A 19052-nucleotide genomic window follows, 5' to 3' on the forward strand; every position below is an offset into this window, starting at 1 on the left:
GATCGAGACTTATTTCACGTGGTTGCGCCACGGCAGCAGTCGCTGGGCGAGCCAGCTGATGAACGCGAAGAGAATTAGGGAGATCGCGGCCAGCACCATGAACGCGCCGAACATCGTTGCGAGGTCGCTCTGAGCATTGGCCCGCAGAATTACCTGGCCGAGACCATCGGTTCCGGCGATGAACTCGCCGACGACCGCACCACCCACCGCGAGGGAGATCGAGATCTTCGCACCGGAGAAGATGGAGGGGAGGGCATACCAGAACTCGATCTTGCGCATCCGCATCCAAGTGCTGGCGTTGTTGATGCGAGCCAGCTCCTTCAGCTCGTTCGGAACGGCGGAGAGTCCGTCGAACGTGTTGATGACCAGCGGGAAGAACGCGATCGCCATGGCTACGAACACCTTCGATTCGAATCCGAATCCGAACCAGACGATGAACAGCGGAGCAAGTGCCACTTTCGGGATGGTATCGAGCGCGATCAGTGCCGGGTACAGAAAATGTCGCACCGCGGGAATGTAGAAGAGCGTGGCACCGCAGATCACGCCGAGGGCCGTCCCCAGTGCGAAGCCCGCCAGCGCCTCACTGACAGTGACTCCGGCATGTTGCGCGAAATAACCCGGTTGCTCGACGAGTTGGGTGACCGCCGCGATCGGGCCGACGAGGAGATACGTCGGAATCTGGAAAGCGCGCACAATGAGCTCCCAGACCGCGAAGATGCCGAGCATGCCGGTGGCGGCTTTGAGGGTCGTCACCACGCCGGGTGGCAGCGAACGGCGAACCGGCGGAGTGACGGTGAGCGATTGGGTCAGACTCGATGGAGCGGCAATGCTCTGATCGTGCCTGACGGCGGTGTGCTTCGAAGTATCGATGTTCATGACCTTCCCATGTTCGATAACTGGCGGTGGGCGCCATTGGCCGGGAAACACGCGCATCTCATGGCGATGCGCCACGACGGTCGAGGATGAACCGTGATCCTCAGTATTGGAGCGCTGCGGATACCGGTGCAACTCACTTTCGGCATTCATCGATTCCCTGAAGGTATTCCTTAAGCGATGATTGACCAGTAGAAGAAACGATGCTGATCAGACATCATTGCATACTCCTTTGATGCTGGACGTGATCATCGAACACCGGTTGACTACCGGGTATCCGGACACCGGATGCGCACCTGAACCGACCTGAAGGGACGATCTCATGAGCCGTACTTCGACCCACCTGCCGCACGGGTCCTCGGAGCACCCGCGAGCGCGACTCGCGGAACTGGGGTTCGCACTCGGTGCGCCGCGCAGCGGGCCGTACGCCTACGACCCGGTCGCCGAGGCGCACGGAGTCGCCTTCGTCTCCGGTCAGATCCCGAAATGGGAGGGAAGCGTCGTGTACACCGGCGCCGTGCCGCACGGTTCCGACCTTGCAGAGGCGATCGCTGCAGCTGAGCTCTGCGCGGTGAACGCACTCGAACACATCGACCACTCCATCGGCCTCGACCGCGTCGAGCGCCTCCTCAAACTGACGGTGTACGTCGCCAGTGCCCCAGAGTTCGACGATCAGCCCGCAGTCGCCGAGGGCGCATCCCTGCTGTTGCGAGCGGTGCTCGGCGAAGCCGGACGCCACGCGCGCACCGCCATCGGAGTTCCTCGCCTCCCGAAGAACGCCACGGTCGAGATCGACCTCGCCCTCGCCACCTCACCCGGGCCCACCGACCCGACCGCTGTCGTTCGGTGAATCGAACCGTCCTCTCCCCGACCGATCCAGAACGGAGCTCCATGCACACGACCGAAGCCGAACTCGGCACTCTCCTCGAACACGCCGCGCAAGCGGCGCCGCTGCTCGCAGCACTGACACCTCCGGTTCGAGCGGACCTCCTGCTCGCGCTCGCCGACGCGCTCGACGAGGAGCGGGCGCCGCTGGTCGCGATCGCGCAGCGCGAGACCGGCCTCACGGAGACTCGGCTGAACGGCGAGGTCACTCGTACCATCGTGCAACTCCGGCTCTTCGCCGATGAGACGGTTGCCGGCGCATTCCTCGACCCGCGCATCGACGCAGCAGACCCCGATTACGTGCTCGGCGCGCGACCCGACCTGCGCCGCACCCACCTCCCGCTGGGGCCGGTGCTGAACTTCGCGGCATCGAACTTTCCGTTCGCGTTCTCGGTGCTCGGCGGCGATTCCGCGTCGATCCTCGCCGCAGGATGCCCGCTCATCGTGAAGGCGCACTCCGGACACCCGGAGCTCTCTCAGGCGACCGCCGCAGTCGCTCAGCGCGTGATCGCCGATCGGGGTCTGCCGCACGGCACGCTGCAAATCATCTTCGGTCAGGACGCCGGAGTCGCAGCGCTTCGAGATTCCCGTATCCGTGCCGGTGCCTTCACGGGTTCGACGCACGGCGGCCGCATCCTCGCAGATGTCGCGGCGTCACGCCCCGCTCCCATCCCCTTCTACGGCGAGCTCGGCAGTGTGAACCCCGTCTTCATCACCGCCGACGCGGTGGAGGAACGGGCGGATGCGCTCGGCACAGGGTATGTGGCCAGTGTCGCCGGATCCGCGGGTCAGCTGTGCACCAAGCCCGGACTGCTCTTCGTACCCGCACCGGTGGCAGATCGGTTCATCACGGCCGTGCGGGCTGCCGCCGACGCCCCCGACGCGCCGCTTGCCGAGCACCGCCTACTCAATCAGCGCGTCGCCGATACCTACGAAGTCGCTGTCCAGGCGGCTCAGGCCATCGACGGGGTCGACCCGGTCATCGCGGGATCGTTCCGACGCGACGAGAACGGTCAGGGATGGGCGACGCCAACGCTGCTTCGCGTACCGCTGGCGGTCCTGCGCTCCCACCGGGAGATCCTTGCAGACGAAGTGTTCGGCCCGTTCTCCCTCGTGATCGACGTTCCCGAAGACACGCCGCTCGCCCCCCTCGTGAGCGAGTTCATCGAGGGCAGCCTCACCGGCACGCTGCATCTGAGCGCAGACGAGGCCGCCCGCCCGCCCGCCGACGACGACCTGCATCTCCTCGTCGACGCCCTCGCGACACACTCCGGACGCGTCCTCTTCGACGGGTGGCCGACCGGTGTCGCCGTCACTCCGGCCCAGCAGCACGGCGGCCCGTGGCCGGCGACGACCCTCGACACGAGCACGTCCGTCGGTACCGCCGCACTCACCAGGTTCCTGCGGCCCGTCGCGTACCAGGATGCGCCCCCGGCGTTCCTCCCCCCGGAACTGCGAGATCACACGGATGCGGAGCAGGGCGGCACGACGCCAGCCCGGAGCGCTCCAGGAGAATCACTGTCCTGGGGGACGCGGGCGGCAGCTGCTCGATCGACACGCTGAAGCGCGTACGCGGGATCGCTCCGAGGCTCATTGAGCGCCGGAGCGATCCCGCCGCTGGTCGCCCCACCCCGTAGGGATCGGCGTGCTGTGCGAGGGAAAACGTTCGTCAGATTCCGAGTACCCGAAGAACTCGCGCTCGAAGACCGCTCGCGCGCGGCGCGCGACAGAGAGCCAGCGTTCCTCCAGCTCGGTCGTCTGCCCGCTCGGCAGTCCCAGCACGCCGGCGATCCCCTCGAGGTCCTCGCGCGCGAACGGCAGCACGTTCGACGACTTCCCCGACCAGAGGCGTCCGGCGGAGCGGATCTCGCTGGCAAAGCGCCAGGACTCCTCCAGGTGCTCACCCGACTCGTCGCTGAGGTACTCCAGCGACACCGCAGCGGCGAGCCCCCCGAGCGTCGACACGGTGCGCAGGTCCGGATGCCTGGATCCATGCTCCAGCTGGATGAGCTGCACGAGCCATTCGACATCGCTGATGCCTCCAGGGCCGAGCTTCAGGTGCCGGTTCGGCTCGACGCCGCGCGGCAGGCGCTCGGACTCGACGCGGGCTTTGATGCGTCGTACCTCTCGGATCGACTGCTCGGGGAACTCGGCGGGGTACCTGAGCTCATCGGCGAGGGCCACGAAGTCGCGCCCCAGCTGGGCGGAGCCTGCGACCGGGCGCGCGCGGAGGAGCGCCTGAGTCTCCCAGGTGACCGACCACCGGGCATAGTAGGCACGATAGGATTCGAGGCTGCGGACGAGAGGCCCATTCTTGCCCTCGGGCCGAAGATCGAAGTCGAGATCGACCGGGAAGCGCGGATCCGAGATGAGACGTCTGAGCTCGGCGACGAGTCCGGAGGCCCGTTTCAACGTGTCGTCCGGCGCGCCGGATTCTGGTGCCCGGCAAACGGCCATCAGATCGATATCGGAGCCGAATCCCATCTCTCCTCCGCCGAACCTGCCCATGCCGATCAGCGTGAGCTCGATCGCGTCGTCATCGGGGCGCGTGCGTCGCAGCGCGAGAAGCAGGCCATCGAGGAGCGCGGTGTGCGCCGCATTCAGGCCCCGTGCGACTTCGTCATCATCGGTCACTCCGATGACGCGGCCCATCGCCAGGCGCAAGATCTCACGCCGATGCACGATGCGCAGCGCCGACGCCGCATCGTCGATCGAGTCCCGCCGCGAGGCGAGGGCGCGCATCTCGTCGAGCAGCGCCTGCAGTGCCGGAGGCTCAAGAGATTCCGCGCGTTCGAGCCAGGCCACGGACTCCGGCATGCTCTCGAGAAGATCGGCGACGAAGCGCGAGCACGACAGTACCCGCATCAGACGCTCGCCCGCCACCGTTCCGTCGCGGAGGAGCCGCAGATACCACGGGGTGTCCTGATTGGCCTCGCTCACCCGGCGGAAGGCCAGGAGGCCGAAGTCGGGGTCGGTGCCGTCTGACAGCCACTGCAGCAGCACGGGCATGAGGTTGCGCTGGATCTTGGCACGCCGCGATGTTCCCCTGGTGAGTGCCGCGAGGTGTCGGATCGCTCCATCGGGATCGCGGAAACCGATGCTCGTCAGTCGTGCGCGCGCCTCCGCGCTGCCGAGCACCAGCTCCTCTTCGGGCAATGCGGCAACGGCGCTGAGCAGCGGGGCGTAGAAGATCTTCAGGTGCAGTTCGCGCACGTCGCGCTTCACGATCTGCCACCGTTCCCTGAGCGCGGAGCCCGTGCGCGCCAGACGGCTCGCTCTCGACAGGACTCGCAGACCCTCCTCATCACGAGGCATGAGCGCCGTGCGACGCAGCTCGCGCAGTTGCAGTCGGTGCTCGAGGACGCGGAGGAAGCGGTAATCTGCCGCGAGGCGCGTCGCATCGCTCCGAGCGACATACCCCTCGGTCACGAGGGCTTCGAGCGCGGGAATGGTGCCTCGGACATCGAGTCGCTCATCGTATTGCCCGTGCACCAGCTGCAGCAGCTGCACGCTGAACTCGATGTCGCGCAGCCCGCCTGGACCGAGCTTCAGCTGCACCTCGAGGTCGTCATCGTCGATGTGCTCGGTCACGCGCTGGCGCATGCGCTGAACCGAGCCCACGAAGTCCTCGCGCGTCGCCGAGGCCCAGACGAGCGGTCGCGTGCGCGCGACGAACTCACCGCCCAGGTCGCGGTCGCCCGCTGCAGGTCGAGCCTTCAGCAGCGCCTGGAACTCCCAGGCCTTCGCCCAGCGGTCGTAGTAGGCGGTCATCGATGACAGCGTGCGCACGAGAGGTCCGTGGCGCCCCTCGGGACGCAGGTTCGCGTCGATCTGCCAGAGCGGAGGCTCGAGTGCGGGATCGTGGATCGCGCGCATCATCTCGCGCGCGAGCCGCGTCCCGAGCCTCATGAGCGCCTCGTCATCGATGACGTCCGCGTCGGCGGTGTCGACGATGAACATCACGTCCACGTCGGACACGACGTTGAGCTCCTCCGCGCCGCACTTGCCCATCGCGACAACCGCCAGGCGCACCGCATCGATGCGCTTCTGCGGGACGGGCGGGCCGCTCTCCCCGGCGACCAGCGACGCACGCGCGAGCGAGAGCGCCGCCTCCATCGCTCCGTCCGCGAGCGCGGCCAGCGAACGGGCGACATCTTCGAACACATCGGTGGCGTCGCCGGACCAGCCCGCGAGCAGGTCGAACAGTGCGACTTCGGCGAGCAACTGCCGGTAGCGCGATCTCAGGGCGTTCCACCCCTGCTCCCCGACCATGCCGTCGACCGCCGCGGAGAGTTCGCGCGTGGCTTCGGCACCATCGATCACTCGGCCCTCTGCGGCGAGGATCTCCTCCAGACGATCGGGCACTCTGCAGAAGAAGTCCCCGAGCGCAGGCGAGGCCCCGACGAGGATCGCCAGGCGCCGCCGCTGCTCAGGCGACAGCGCGCTCAGTCGGCCGGGATGCCGCTCGGCGAACGCGCTGCAACGGATCAGGGCGGCATCCGGATCGGCGGCGCACGAGAGGTCGTCGAGAATCTCTGTCAAGGACACGCCGGACGTGTGCTCCAGGAGCGCCTGCAAACGGGTCTGCGCCTCCGTCAGCTCCTGGAATCCCGCGCGGGCGAGATCGGAGAGCCTGTGCGAGCGCTCGGGGATCATGCGCGAACCGACCTCAGACGGTACCGAGCATCGAGTCGAGCTCGAACGGCGTCACCTGATTGCGGTACGCGGCGACTTCCTGTCGCTTATCGCGGATGAAGTAGGCGAAGACCTGCTCTCCGAGCGTCTCGGCAACGAGCTCCGACCGCTCCATGACCGCCAGCGCGTGATCCAAGCCGTTCGGCAGCGCATCGAATCCGAGTGCGCGACGTTCGCCGTCGCTGAGCTCCCACACGTTGTGCTCGGCCTCCGGGGGGAGCTCGTACTCCTCCTCGATGCCCTTCAGTCCAGCCGCGAGCAGCACCGAGAATGCGAGATACGGGTTCGCGGCGCTGTCGAGTGCACGGTACTCCACTCGGGCGGCGCCGCCCTTGCCCGGCTTGTACATCGGCACGCGCACCAGGGCGGAGCGATTGTTGTGCCCCCAGCTGACGAAGGACGGTGCCTCGTCGCCGCCCCACAGGCGCTTGTAGGAGTTGATGTACTGGTTCGTCACCGCGGTGATCTCGGGCGCATGGCGGAGCAAGCCTGCGACGAATCGACGGCCCGTCTGCGAAAGCTGGTACTTCGCACCGGGATCGTAGAACGCGTTCGTGTCGCCCTCGAACAGCGAGAAGTGGGTGTGCATCCCCGATCCGGGATGATTGGCGAACGGCTTCGGCATGAAGGTCGCGTACACGCCCTGCGAGATCGCCACCTCCTTCACCACCGTGCGGAACGTCATGATGTTGTCGGCCATCGTGAGCGCGTCGGCGTAGCGGAGGTCAATCTCGTTCTGGCCGGGTCCGGCCTCGTGATGACTGAATTCGACCGAAATGCCGAGCTCCTCGAGCATGTTCACGCTCTCGCGGCGGAAGTCGTGAGCGGTCCCGCCCGGGACATTGTCGAAGTACCCCGCGCGGTCGACCGGCACCGGCCCCTCCGGGCCGAAGTGCTGCGATTGCAGCAAATAGAACTCGATCTCGGGGTGCGTGTAGAACGTGAACCCGAGCTCCGCCGCGCGCGCCAATGTCCGCTTCAGGACGTTCCGGGGATCGGCCACCGCGGGCTCGTCGTTCGGCGTGCGAATGTCGCAGAACATGCGAGCCGTCGGCTCGGTCGTGCTGCGCCACGGCAGCAACTGGAACGTCGACGGATCCGGAATCGCCAGCAGATCAGACTCATAGGCGCGCGTCAGCCCTTCGATCGCCGACCCATCGAAACCGATGCCCTCGCTAAAAGCCCCTTCGACCTCGGCGGGGGCGAGGGCGACTGACTTGAGCGTGCCCGACACATCTGAGAACCAGAGGCGTACGAACCTGACGCCACGCTCTTCGATGGTGCGGAGTGCGAAATCACGCTGTTTGCTCACGCGAGCCCCTTTCCGTACGGTCGTCCTGTCAGCCTACTGGTCTCACCGGTCTTCTCGCGCGTCCTCCGCGGCCCACTCGCGCGCACGCTCCTCCACGACCTGCGGGGCGCGAGACGCCTCCTCACGACTCGCGAACGGGCCGATGCGGTCCTTCGAAAGCGACTGCGGCCCGTCCTCGACTTCCCCGGTCCGCGTGTTGTACCAGTACGTCTCCTGCGGGTCGTCGATGCCCCAATCGCGCTTGCTCACGGGTCCCTCCTCAAGGATCGGCTGCTGCTCGCCTCCTAGACTAGACCCATGCCCTTCGATGCACACGATCACCTCGTCCCGGGACGGGTGTCCCCCGAGCGATCAGTTCCCGGATCGATCGACAGGCCCCCGTACGTGGGCCTGTCGACACCCCCGCCGTACTCGGGCGGCAACACCTACACCGAGGCGGAGATCGGTCGCATCCGCGCAGCGGGTCGCATCGCGTCGCAGGCGCTGGACGCGGTCGGCGCCGTCATCCGGCCCGGCGTCACGACCGAGGAGATCGACCGGGTGGCGCACGAGTTCGTCGTGGCTGCGGGTGCCTACCCGTCCACGCTCGGATACCGGGGATACCCGAAGTCCTGCTGCACATCGGTCAACGAGGTCGTGTGCCACGGGATCCCGGACGACACGGTCCTGCGAGACGGAGACATCGTCAACGTGGACATCACGGCGTATCTCGAGGGGATGCACGGCGACACGAATCGCACCTTCCGCGTCGGCCACGTGCGGGAAGAGGTCGATGCACTCGTCGAGCGCACCCACGAAGCGATGATGCGCGGCATCAAGGCCGCACGGCCTGGCCGGCAGGTGAACATCATCGGGCGCGTGATCGAGACCTATGCGAAGCGGTTCGGGTACGGCGTCGTGCGCGACTTCACCGGTCACGGCGTGGGAGCCGCGTTTCACACCGGTCTCATCATTCCGCACTACGACTCCGCCCCGCAGTACGACGATGTGATCCGCGCGGGCATGGTCTTCACGGTCGAGCCGATGCTCACACTGGGCACCCACGAGTGGGACATGTGGAGCGACGATTGGACGGTGACCACCCGTGATCGCAGTATCACCGCGCAGTTCGAACACACCGTGCACATCACCGACAGCGGATTCGAGCTGCTGACCGTCTCGGAGTGACCGGGCGGCGGCAGTGAGGGGAATGGGCCGGATCATACGCCGGGTTCTGTCCCCCGGTGATCTCTCGACCCCGGGGTGACGGTCATCTCTCTCGGGGCGCCGTTGCCGGCACCCTCTAGCGGCCTACCCGAGGACTCGGCGGGGCGCGTCGTCATCCTCTGTCTGGCCTTGCTCCGAACGAGGTTTACCTGGCCGCCCGTGTCGCCACGGGCGCCGGTGGTCTCTTACACCACCCTTTCAGCCTTACCCGCTCCGGCGAACCGTGCGGGCGGTCTACTCTCTGTTGCACTTTCTCGCGGGTTGCCCCGGGTGGGTGTTACCCACCGTTCTCCCCTGCGGAGCCCGGACGTTCCTCGGCACGGTCCGCCGAAGCAGCACCGTGACGCGACCGTCTCACCGACCCATTCCGCGCACCAGTCTAGCGGAGCTCAAGATGCGGACTCGTCCACCCGAACGAGGATCGCCCCCGTGCCCGGGCAGTACACGACATCGTCGGGTGCCGCCGCGCGGATATTCGCGAGCTCGCCCGGGGCCAGCGCCATGTTGCTCGCCTCCGAAACGTTTCCGCGCAGCCGCGCTGCGCCGATGCCGACGCGCTTCCTCGTGATCTCGTACAGATCGAGCAGGTCGCGCTGCAGCTCTGCGGCGACCCCGTCCCGCTCCTTCGCCGTCCTGGCCAGATCGGCGTCGATGGCCCGCTCGGCGGCCGCGATCGCTGCCAGCAGGGTGCCGCGCCGTTCGTTGAGTTCGGAGAGCGCCGTCTCTGCGGAGGCGAAACGCGTCTCCGATGCCTCGACCGCCTCCATGAGTTCGAGTTCGCGATCCTCGAGCGTTGCGGTGCGTCGCGCGAGCGTCTCGAGCTCGCTCTGCAGGGCCTGCGCCTCCTTGCTCGAGGTGCTCGCTTCGAGCAGTCGTTCGTCGCGCCGACGACGTTCCGCGACGGTGGCGACGTCGGATTCGCTGCGCGCGAGATCGGCGCGAAGCCCATCGAGTTCCCGCTGCGCCGTCATGAACTGCTCGCGCACATCGGACATCTCCCCCGAGAACGATTCCAACTCGGCTCGTTCGGGGATCTGCTGGCGCTTGCGCATCAGACGGGCCGTGCCCGTATCGAGATCCTGCAGGTCGAGGAGCAGCAGCTGCTGGCGGGGACTGGCCTTCATAGCGTCCAGCCTACCGGTCGCACCGGTGTCGCCCGCGTCGAGATCGCACGTCCTCTGGCTTCAGATGCAATCACGCCCGACGAACTGCGCACTCGAAGGTGCGCGGACGTTCACAGGTCAGACCTCTGCGCCTCGCGCGAATGTCCACGGATCGGTGCGCGTGGCACTCACACGCACGTCGACGCCGGGGAGCGCTGCTCCGATGCGCTCGGCCGCTCCCTCGAGCCACAGCGACTCGCTCGCCCAGTGGGAGACATCGATCAGCGCCGGGCCGCCTCCGACGAGGCTCTGCTCGAGCGACTCCTGCGCGGGGTGATGACGGAGATCACTCGTCACGAACACGTCCGCCTGTTTCACTGCGGGGTGGTCGAGCAGGCTGTCGCCGGCTCCACCGCAGAGTGCGACGCGCTGCACGAATCGGTCTGGATCGCCCGCGACACGGACCCCGCTCACCGTCGGCGGCAGCGCATCGGCGATGCGTTCGGCGAATATCTCGAGCGTGATCGGGTCGGCGAGGCGGCCGATCCGTCCGAGTCCGACACTCGCGTCCGCGAGCCGTTCGCTCGGCACGATCGGGCGGGTCTCCCGGAGCCCGAGACGCGTCGCGATGACATCGGAGACGCCGTCCGCCGGGATGTCGGCGTTGGTGTGGGCGGCGAGCAGTCCGCATCCGCCTCTGATGAGTCTCGCGAGGAGGGCGCCTTTCGCGGTGTCCTCGGCGACACTGTGCACCCCCCTGAGCAGCAGCGGGTGGTGCGTCAGCAGGACATCGGATTCGGTCGAGATCGCCTCATCGATCGTCGCATCGACGGCATCGACGGCGAGGAGGATCCGACGGAGCGGGTCGGTATCCCGTCCGCTCACCAGTCCGACGCGATCCCACGCTTCGGCGGAGGCCTCCGGCCAGTACTGCTCGGCGACGCGCCGCAGGTCGGCGAGCGTGTGCTGCTGGTCGGGCATCGGCTATCTCCTCAGGATCTTCCGCGCGAGCACATTTCCGAGCAGCTGGACCAGCTGCACGATGATCACGATGATCGCCACTGCCGTCCACGTGACCACCGGTTCGAACTGGCGATAGCCGTACTGCAGGGCGAAGCTACCGAGGCCGCCACCGCCGATCACTCCGGCGATCGCGGTCATGTCGATGACCGCGATGAAAGCGAAGGTGTAGCCGAGAATCAGCGGACCGAGGCCCTCGGGAATCAAGACCGTCAGGATGATCCGGATCGGACCGGCGCCCATCGCTCGAGCTGCCTTGATCACGCCCGGGGCGACCGTCAGCAGGTTCTGCTCCACGAGACGGGCGATGCCGAACGCAGCTGCGAAGGACAGCGTGAAGATGAGGGCGGCATCGCCGATGCCCTTGCCGACGACCACGCGGGCGAGCGGTTGCAGCGCCGCGATCAGGATGACGAACGGGATCGGCCGGAAGAAGTTCACCACCAGGTTCAGGACCCAGAACACCGGTCGGTTCTGCAGGATGCCGCCCTGGCGGCACACGGTGAGCAGGACGCCGAAGACGAGGCCGAAGAGGCCGCCGATGACCATGGCGATCGCGACATAGGTCAGGGTCTCGAGTGTGGCGTCCCAGATCTGAGGGCCGAGGCCGACAAGACTGTCCATCAGCTCAGTACCTCCAGTTCGGCTTCGGCTTGCAGTGCGGTGATCGCCTCGGCCACTGCGGTCTCCTCACCGATGAGTTCGAGCGTCACGCGACCGAAGCTGCGCCCACCGACCTCGGTGACGCCGCCGTGCACGATGCTGACACTCACTCCTCGCGCCGCGAGCGTCGAGAAGATGACCGGCTGATCGACGCCGCCGTCTCGGAGCGTGACCGACACGAGGGACCCGCGGTGTCGCGCGCGCAGATCGGCGAGGTGCTCTTCCGCTGGCGTCGTGGGCAGGGCCGTGGCGACGAACCGCTGCGATGTCGGGGCCTGCGGGTTCGAGAAGACGTCGAAGACGCTGCCCTGCTCCACCGCCTTCCCGTCATCCATCACGGTCACCCGGTGGGCGATCTCCCGGACGACCTCCATCTCGTGCGTGATGAGCAGGATCGTGATTCCGAACTCACGATTCACCCGGCTCAGCAGACGCAGCACCTCGCGCGACGTCTCCGGGTCGAGCGCGCTGGTGGCCTCGTCGGCGAGCAGCACACCGGGGTTGGTGGCGAGCGCGCGTGCGATGCCCACCCGTTGCTTCTGCCCGCCGGAGAGCTGGTCGGTGTACGCCTTGGCTCGCCCGCCGAGACCGACGAAGTCGAGCAGTTCCGCCACGCGAGCGCGTCGCTCGGCGGCGGGCATACCCGCGACGATCAGGGGATACTCGACGTTCTTCGCAACGGTCTTGGCGTGGAAGAGGTTGAACTGCTGGAAGATCATGCCGATCTTCCCGCGAACGGCGCGAAGCCGCGACTCCGGCAGACCCGTGATGTCGTCGTCGCCGACGAGGATCGTGCCCGAGGTCGCGGCCTCGAGACCGTTCACGAGGCGCAGCAGCGTGCTCTTCCCGGCCCCGGAGTAGCCGATGATCGCGTGGATCTCACCGGAGGCGACGTCGATCGAGACGTCTTCCACCGCGACGACGGGGTCGCTCCCCCGCCGGCCGGGGTAGATCTTTCCCACCCCGCGCAATTGCACACGCGTCATCGATCTCCCCCGCCGGTGTTTCGCTCAGTGGCTGCGATGAGCCCTAGTTCTCTCGGATCTGGTCTTCGGCATCCCGCAGGATCTGCTGGAGCTCTTCGACCGGTGTATCCAGCAGGATAGCGCTGTCGCCCGAGTTCTCGTAGACGCCGTCCTGCACGTCCTGGTTGGTCTGGTAGATCTCGACGAGCTTCTGGTACGTCTCGTTCTCCGCGTCGTCCGCGCGCGCCGCGAAGACGTTGATGAACGGCTGCGCGCTCTCCGCCTCGGGGTCGTCCTGGAAGAGCGCCTCATCGAACTCGAGGCCGGCATCGGTCACGAAGTCGTTGTTCACGACCGCGGCGTCGACGTCGGCGAGCGACGTCGCCGTGAACGACGCGTCCATCTCCATGACCTCGACGCGCGAGCTGTCTTCGACATCGCTCGGCTCGGACGCGAAGGTACCGCCGTCGCTGAGTTCGACCAGTCCGGCCTCCTGCAGGACGTTCAGTGCGCGCGCCCGGTTGCTGGGGTCCGACGGGATCGCGACGGTTCCACCGTCCGGGATCTCCTCGAGCGAGTCGTGCGTGGTCGAGAAGAGGCCGAGCGGATAGATCGCGGTCGCACCGATCGGGACGAGATCGTCCTCGTTGGAGATGTTGTAATCGGCGAGGTACTGCAGGTGCTGGAACTGGTTGAGGTCCAGCTCGCCCTCGGAGAGCGCCGGGTTCGGCTGCGTGTACTCGGCGAAGTCCTGCAGCTCGACCGTGATGCCCTCCTCCGCAGCGGCATCCGTGAAGGTCTGCCAGTACGGGTCGCTGGCGCCCACCACGCCGATGGTCACCGTCTCGTCGTCCCCACCGCCCGAACCCGAGCCTCCGCCGTCGTTTCCGGCGCAGCCGGCGAGCCCGGCCGTGCCGAGCGCGAGAACTGCGATCGATGCGGCGATCCGGCCGCTTCTCGTGAATGCCATGTGTCTCTCCTCTTGAGCATCTGGGTGCGCGCGCACGCGCACGGTCACCGCACCAGCATGGTGCACCGCCCGGCGCGCGCAAAACTTCGATGACGCCACGTGACGTCGAGGACATGGGATACTGGAATGGATGCCAGACGGCACCGGCGGGCAGGCCGAAACTCCTCACCACGGAAGGACCACCCGATCACATGATCCAGCGGGCGAACGCTCACCTCGAAGAGTGGAAGAACAAGCAGGAACTCGCGGAGCGAATGATTCCGCTGATCGGCCAGCTCTACCGCAACCACGACGTCGTGATGTCGGTGCACGGTCGCAGCCTGGTCGGCCGCTCGGCGATCGATATCATCCGTGCGCACAGCTTCGCACGCAAGATCGATGAGGTGGAGCTGCCGCTCTCGGAGACCTGCGCTGTCGTCGAGGCGCTCAGCGTGATCCAGCCCGGACCCGTTTCGGTCGATCTCGCACTGCTCGCAAACGGCTTCCGGGCGTCGGGTTCCTCCGATCTCGAGTCCTACCTGCGCGACGCGCTCGGCGACAGCGTCGACGCGCAGCCGGCACGCGGCACCGACGTGGTCCTCTACGGCTTCGGACGGATCGGCCGTCTCCTCGCGCGCATCATCATCGACCACGCAGGGAGCGGGAACACGCTCAACCTGCGCGCCATCGTGGTGCGCAAGGGCAGTGAGAGCGATCTCGTGAAGCGCGCGAACCTCTTGCGCCGCGACTCGGTGCACGGACCGTTCAACGGCACGATCAAGGTCGTCCCCGAGGAGGATGTGATCCTCGCGAACGGTGTCCGCATCCAGGTGATCTACGCGAATGATCCGTCGCAGGTCGACTACACGCAGTACGGCATCGAGAACGCGATCCTCGTCGACAACACCGGGCGCTGGCGGGATGCCGAGGGCCTCGGCCAGCATCTCCAGAACCAGGGCATCGCGCGCGTGTTGCTGACGGCTCCGGGCAAGGGCGACATGCTCAACGTGGTGTACGGCGTGAACAACGATCGCATCACCGCGGATGAGACGATCCTGAGCGCGGCCTCCTGCACGACGAACGCGATCACGCCCGTGCTCAAGGTGCTGAACGACGCGTACGGCGTGACGCAGGGCCACGTCGAGACGGTGCACTCGTACACGAACGATCAGAACCTGATCGACAACTTCCATAAGGGCGATCGCCGCGGTCGTTCGGCCGCGCTCAATATGGTCATCACCGAGACCGGTGCGGCGAAGGCCGTGGCGAAAGCGCTGCCCGAGCTCGCCGGGAAGCTGACGGGCAATGCGATCCGCGTGCCCACCCCCGATGTGTCGCTCGCCATCCTGAATCTCCAGCTCGGCACCGAGACCACGCGCGATGAACTGAACGATCACCTCAGGCAGGTGTCGCTGACGGGGGCCCTGCGCACGCAGATCGACTTCGTCGAGTCGCCGGAGATCGTGTCGACGGACTTCGTCGGCAGCAACCGCGCCGGCATCGTCGACGGACTCGCGACGATCGTGACCGGCGACAGCGCCGTGCTCTACGTCTGGTACGACAACGAGTACGGCTACAGCTGCCAGGTCATCCGCATCATCGAGCAGCTCGCCGGTTCGCATCCCGCGCACCGTCCGCAGCTCACCCCCTAGATCGGGCAGCATCGAAAGGAGACACCATGTCGGAGAAATACATCATCGGGGTCGACGGCTCCGAGCAGAGCCGTGTCGCTCTGGCATGGGGTCTCGCCCGTGCGACGGAGCGCGGAGCGAGCGTGGAGTTGCTCCACGTCGCGGATGATTCCTTCCTCTCGGAGAGCGTGGCGTTTCTCTCCGAAGCGCAGCAGGCCTCCCAGCAGATGCTGCAGACCGAGTGCGAGTACGCGAAGTCGCTCGGATTCACCGGTGAGGTCTCGGGCACGGCGGTCGTCGGACACCCGATCGCCGAAGTCGAAGAAGCCTCGAAGCGTGCGGATCTGCTCGTGCTGGGCGCACACCAGGGCGGACGCCTCGCGGGTTCCTTCTTCGGCACCCGTGCGGTGAAGGTCGCGGCCGTGGCGCACTGCCCCGTCGCCGTCGTTCCCGAGACCGACCCCGCTCCCAACGCGGGCATCGTCGTCGGAATCGACGGCTCGGAGGCCGCTCGCCACGCGATCGCCTATGCCGCGAAAGAGGCTTCCCGTCGCAGGCTTCCGCTGATCGCGGTCTACGCCTGGATGCCTCCGCTCACCCCGGGCCTGGAGTATCTCTGGAGCGAGGAGCTCGTCGAGTCGCAGCGGACCGCGGCGGAGGAGGCGATCGCCATCGGCACGGCCGGACTCGCATCGGAGTACCCCGACCTCGAGGTGCGACGTGAAATCGTGCAGGCACCGCCGGTCGCCGCGCTCGTCCAGGCCGCAGAAGGCGCCGAGATGCTCGTGGTCGGCAGCCGCGGGCGCGGCGGGATCTCTCGTTTGCTCCTCGGCTCCGTGAGCCACGGCGTGCTGCAGGCTCTGCCCTGCCCCACGGTCGTGACCCGCGGCTGATCCCGCGAGCCGCTCGCGCAGACGACAGAGCCGGTGCGATCCTCTCGGGGATCGCACCGGCGCCGTCGTGTCACCGTGTCAGCTGCGCGGCGGCCGCTTCGGGCGCGCGCCCCGCGAGCGCGACAAACGGTAGTCGATGCGGTCGTCGACGTACTGTTCGACCTCTTGTCGGTCGGCGATAGTGCTCGCCCACTCATCGGTGACGTGCTGCGTCACCAGCTCCAGTCGTTCCTGCAGCTGCGCACGCGCGAGGACCTTGTCGTCGATACGGAGCGCTCGGAGCGTCGCCCAGCTCATGAGCAGCAGGATGATGCTGAACGGCAGCGCGGTCGCCAGTGCGGCGGCCTGCAATGATTGGAGGCCTCCCGCGAGCAGCAGAGCGATCGCCACGGCTCCCTCGATGAGCGACCAGAGCACACGCGACCAGGTCGGGGGGTTGGGGTGACCGCCCGAGGCGAGCATATCGACCACGAGAGAGCCGGAGTCCGACGAGGTGACGAAGAAGATCGCCACCAACAGGATGCCGATGACCGAGAAGACCGTGCCCCACGGCAGGTCTCCGAGAATCTGGAAGAGTGCGCTCTCGACGTTCACCGCTCCGTCCTCGACGAGGTCCCCCTCGCCGAAGAGCTGGCGGAACAGCCCGCTCCCTCCCATCACCGAGAACCAGATGAAGCCCACGATGGTCGGCACGAGCATCACGCCCGCGATGAACTCGCGGATCGTACGACCTCGTGAGATGCGTGCGATGAAGATGCCCACGAACGGGGACCACGAGATCCACCATCCCCAGTAGAAGATCGTCCAGTCGGCGAACCAGCTGTTCGCCTCACCGGCTTGGAAGGCGCCTACATCGAAGGTCATTCCCATGAAGTTCGCCAGGTAGTAGCCGATCGACTCGGTCAGCGTCTGGAAGAGGAACAGCGTGGGCCCGAGAAGGAGCACGCTGATGAGCAGGATCCCCGCCATCGAGAGGTTGATGTTGGACAGCCACTTCATGCCCGCGCCGATGCCGCTGACGACGGAGATCATCGCGATGAGCGAGATGACGAGGATGAGCACGACGAGCAGGGTATTGCTCGGACGGTCCACGATGCCGATCTCGGAGAGGCCGGCAGAGATCTGCTGCACACCGAGTCCGAGCGACGTCGCAACCCCGAACACCGTACCGACGATCGCCAGGACATCGATAATGTCTCCGACCCATCCCTTGACGCGTTCGCCGAACAACGGCTCGAGTGCCCAGCGGATCGAGACGGGTCGACCGCGTCGATGGATCGCGTACGCGACTGCGAGGCCGATGATGGCATAGATCGCCCACGGGTGCAGACCCCAGTGCACGAACGTCTGAGCCATCGCCAGGCCGGCGAGCTCCGCCTCGCTGCCGTCCCACCCCGGCTTCGGGGAGACCGTCGCGTACGTGAGCGGTTCGCCCACGCCGTAGAAGACGAGACCGATCCCCATACCGGCGGCGAAGAGCATCGAGAACCAGGAGAGCACACCGAACTCGGGCTCGTCGTCATCACGTCCGAGCTTGATGCGACCCAGGCGCGAGAACCCGATGAAGGCGGCGATACCGATGAATGCGCCGATGATGAGCATGTAGTACCAGCCGAGGTGCTCGACGATCCAACTCTGAACCCCTTGGAAGCCATCCGCAGCGCTGTCCGGGAAGATCATGGAGAAGATCGTCACGCCCAAGATAATGATCAATGCGGGCCAGAAGACCGCCGGCGCGATCATGCCGCGGCCGATGCGCACTCCCTGGCTTCGCAGCTTCGCCGAGATCCGTTCGTCGGAGTCCTCCTCCTCGATCTGTATCGAACGGTGCAGGTGCACGGTCTCGGGGAGGTCGTCGTCACCCGCGAACAGCGCGACCGTCTCTCCTGTGGGGGCATCGACTTCAGCCGATGCGGCACTGGTCTCCCCGTCGTGTTGTTCGTTCTCCTGATGGGGAACCATGCAGAATATCCATTCCGTTGACGATTGATACAACTATCCACCATCGCGGGTGCGGAGGAAAGACGCAAGTCGGGACCCCGGCTGATTCGCCGAGGCCCCGACCCGCCATCTGGATCGATCGGCCGTCTTAGACGGTGCGCAACGCTTCGCCGATTGAGGTCTCTCCCGCATTGAACCGAATGGTCTGCCGGATGGAGCGCGGCTCGACGAGCGCCGCGCGAATGACGGCCGCGACGTCCGCCCGCGGCACATCGGAGGCCTCTGCGGCCGCCGCATCGATCGCGCCGGTCGGCTCGTCGTGAGTGAGGCCGCTCGGCCCCAGCACGGTCCAGGCGAGCCCGGAAGCCCGCAGATGTTCGTCGGCCTGAGCCTTCGACTCCGCATAGGCGAAGAACGAGTTCTCCGGGTCGATACCGTGATCGGCACTCGCCCCGAAGTAGGAGACCATGACGAACCGGTCGACCCCTGCCTGCTCCGCCGCGTCGATGGTGCGAATCGCGGCGTCTCGGTCCACCGCGTAGGTTCGCGCCGGGTCTCCCCCGCCCGCACCGGCCGACCACACAACCGCGTCGTGTTCCGCCAGCAGGGCTGCGATCTCGGCGGTGCCGAGCTGTTCGATGTCGGCCACGAGCGCCTGAGCGCCGAGGTCCGTCACCGTGGTGGTCTGTTCGGGGTTCCTGATGACCGAGGTCACCTGGTCCCCCTGTTCAGCGAGCAGCGTGGTGAGGTGCTGCGCGATGTGTCCGTGTCCGCCGATGATAATGATGCGTGCCATGACCCGAGCCTACGATCCTCACCACCGGTCGGGGCTGGGTATCGGCGCAGTTCTGCTCTCGGCGTACACACCCGCACCGCTGCACCCACCGCAGCATGGAGGCCGGCGACATTCGTCTTC

The 19052-nt window shown here is 66.8% G+C and carries 16 protein-coding genes and 1 other RNA gene; 5 read left to right on the forward strand and 12 right to left on the reverse strand.

Translation table 11 applies throughout. From position 1 onward, the window contains the following. Positions 1-9: 9 nt before the first annotated feature. Complete coding sequence (locus J4H85_RS08845; RefSeq protein WP_208238817.1) at positions 10-876, reverse strand: ABC transporter permease; 867 nt, start codon at positions 874-876, stop codon at positions 10-12. Between the two features lie 319 nt (positions 877-1195). Here J4H85_RS08845 and J4H85_RS08850 point away from each other — a divergent pair, with 319 nt between their 5' ends. Together J4H85_RS08850 and J4H85_RS08855 are read left to right on the forward strand one after the other, a co-directional pair. Then, entirely contained in the window at positions 1196-1723 is a 528-nt protein-coding gene (locus tag J4H85_RS08850; protein WP_208238818.1) for a RidA family protein, read from the forward strand. Between the two features lie 41 nt (positions 1724-1764). Then, entirely contained in the window at positions 1765-3321 is a 1557-nt protein-coding gene (locus J4H85_RS08855; RefSeq protein WP_208238819.1) for an aldehyde dehydrogenase family protein, read from the forward strand. A 27-nt stretch (positions 3322-3348) separates the two neighbouring features. Here the strand turns inward: J4H85_RS08855 and J4H85_RS08860 are convergent, their stop codons facing one another. The 3 genes from J4H85_RS08860 to J4H85_RS08870 are packed head-to-tail and all read right to left on the reverse strand — an operon-like array spanning position 3349 to position 8014. Next, positions 3349-6414, reverse strand: coding sequence for a bifunctional [glutamine synthetase] adenylyltransferase/[glutamine synthetase]-adenylyl-L-tyrosine phosphorylase (locus tag J4H85_RS08860; RefSeq protein ID WP_208238820.1), 3066 nt, complete (start codon positions 6412-6414; stop codon positions 3349-3351). A gap of 13 nt (positions 6415-6427) precedes the next feature. Next, positions 6428-7765 (reverse strand): type I glutamate--ammonia ligase, encoded by a 1338-nt coding sequence (gene glnA / locus J4H85_RS08865; protein ID WP_208238821.1) that lies wholly within the window; start codon positions 7763-7765, stop codon positions 6428-6430. A 42-nt stretch (positions 7766-7807) separates the two neighbouring features. Further along, a complete protein-coding gene (locus tag J4H85_RS08870; RefSeq protein WP_307863566.1) occupies positions 7808-8014 on the reverse strand; it encodes a methionine aminopeptidase in 207 nt (68 codons plus the stop codon). 48 nt (positions 8015-8062) lie between these two features. On the opposite strand from J4H85_RS08870, the gene map reads away from it, so the two are divergent. Next, positions 8063-8932 carry a type I methionyl aminopeptidase gene (gene map, locus J4H85_RS08875; protein WP_208238822.1) on the forward strand — a complete coding sequence of 290 codons (870 nt, stop codon included), beginning with the start codon at positions 8063-8065 and terminating at the stop codon, positions 8930-8932. A 19-nt stretch (positions 8933-8951) separates the two neighbouring features. Here map and rnpB read toward each other — a convergent pair. The 6 genes from rnpB to J4H85_RS08905 form a co-directional block, all read right to left on the reverse strand. Beyond that, positions 8952-9336, reverse strand: an RNA gene (gene rnpB, locus J4H85_RS08880) — RNase P RNA component class A. 24 nt (positions 9337-9360) lie between these two features. Further along, positions 9361-10095, reverse strand: coding sequence for a zinc ribbon domain-containing protein (locus J4H85_RS08885; RefSeq protein WP_208238824.1), 735 nt, complete (start codon positions 10093-10095; stop codon positions 9361-9363). 117 nt (positions 10096-10212) lie between these two features. Further along, on the reverse strand, positions 10213-11055 hold the full coding sequence (locus J4H85_RS08890) for a Nif3-like dinuclear metal center hexameric protein (protein ID WP_208238826.1): 843 nt from the start codon (positions 11053-11055) through the stop codon (positions 10213-10215). A gap of 3 nt (positions 11056-11058) precedes the next feature. Next, positions 11059-11718, reverse strand: coding sequence for a methionine ABC transporter permease (locus J4H85_RS08895; protein ID WP_208238828.1), 660 nt, complete (start codon positions 11716-11718; stop codon positions 11059-11061). Beyond that, entirely contained in the window at positions 11718-12743 is a 1026-nt protein-coding gene (locus tag J4H85_RS08900; protein WP_208238829.1) for a methionine ABC transporter ATP-binding protein, read from the reverse strand. Before J4H85_RS08900 ends, J4H85_RS08895 begins: the two co-directional genes overlap by 1 nt. Before the next feature lie 43 nt (positions 12744-12786). After that, positions 12787-13692 carry a MetQ/NlpA family ABC transporter substrate-binding protein gene (locus J4H85_RS08905; RefSeq protein ID WP_208238831.1) on the reverse strand — a complete coding sequence of 302 codons (906 nt, stop codon included), beginning with the start codon at positions 13690-13692 and terminating at the stop codon, positions 12787-12789. A gap of 191 nt (positions 13693-13883) precedes the next feature. On the opposite strand from J4H85_RS08905, the gene J4H85_RS08910 reads away from it, so the two are divergent. Together J4H85_RS08910 and J4H85_RS08915 are read left to right on the forward strand one after the other, a co-directional pair. After that, complete coding sequence (locus tag J4H85_RS08910) at positions 13884-15323, forward strand: glyceraldehyde-3-phosphate dehydrogenase (RefSeq protein WP_208240360.1); 1440 nt, start codon at positions 13884-13886, stop codon at positions 15321-15323. Between the two features lie 26 nt (positions 15324-15349). Continuing rightward, positions 15350-16195 (forward strand): universal stress protein, encoded by an 846-nt coding sequence (locus J4H85_RS08915; RefSeq protein WP_208238833.1) that lies wholly within the window; start codon positions 15350-15352, stop codon positions 16193-16195. A 78-nt stretch (positions 16196-16273) separates the two neighbouring features. On the opposite strand, the gene J4H85_RS08920 is transcribed toward J4H85_RS08915, so the two are convergent. Both J4H85_RS08920 and J4H85_RS08925 read right to left on the reverse strand, forming a co-directional pair. Further along, positions 16274-18157, reverse strand: a complete 1884-nt coding sequence (locus J4H85_RS08920) for a BCCT family transporter (RefSeq protein WP_208238835.1) — start codon at positions 18155-18157, stop codon at positions 16274-16276. 127 nt (positions 18158-18284) lie between these two features. Then, positions 18285-18932 carry an SDR family oxidoreductase gene (locus J4H85_RS08925; protein ID WP_208238837.1) on the reverse strand — a complete coding sequence of 216 codons (648 nt, stop codon included), beginning with the start codon at positions 18930-18932 and terminating at the stop codon, positions 18285-18287. Between the last annotated feature and the right edge of the window lie 120 nt (positions 18933-19052).

Origin of the sequence: Leucobacter tardus, assembly GCF_017583045.1 — a bacterium.
Classification (GTDB): domain Bacteria; phylum Actinomycetota; class Actinomycetes; order Actinomycetales; family Microbacteriaceae; genus Leucobacter; species Leucobacter tardus.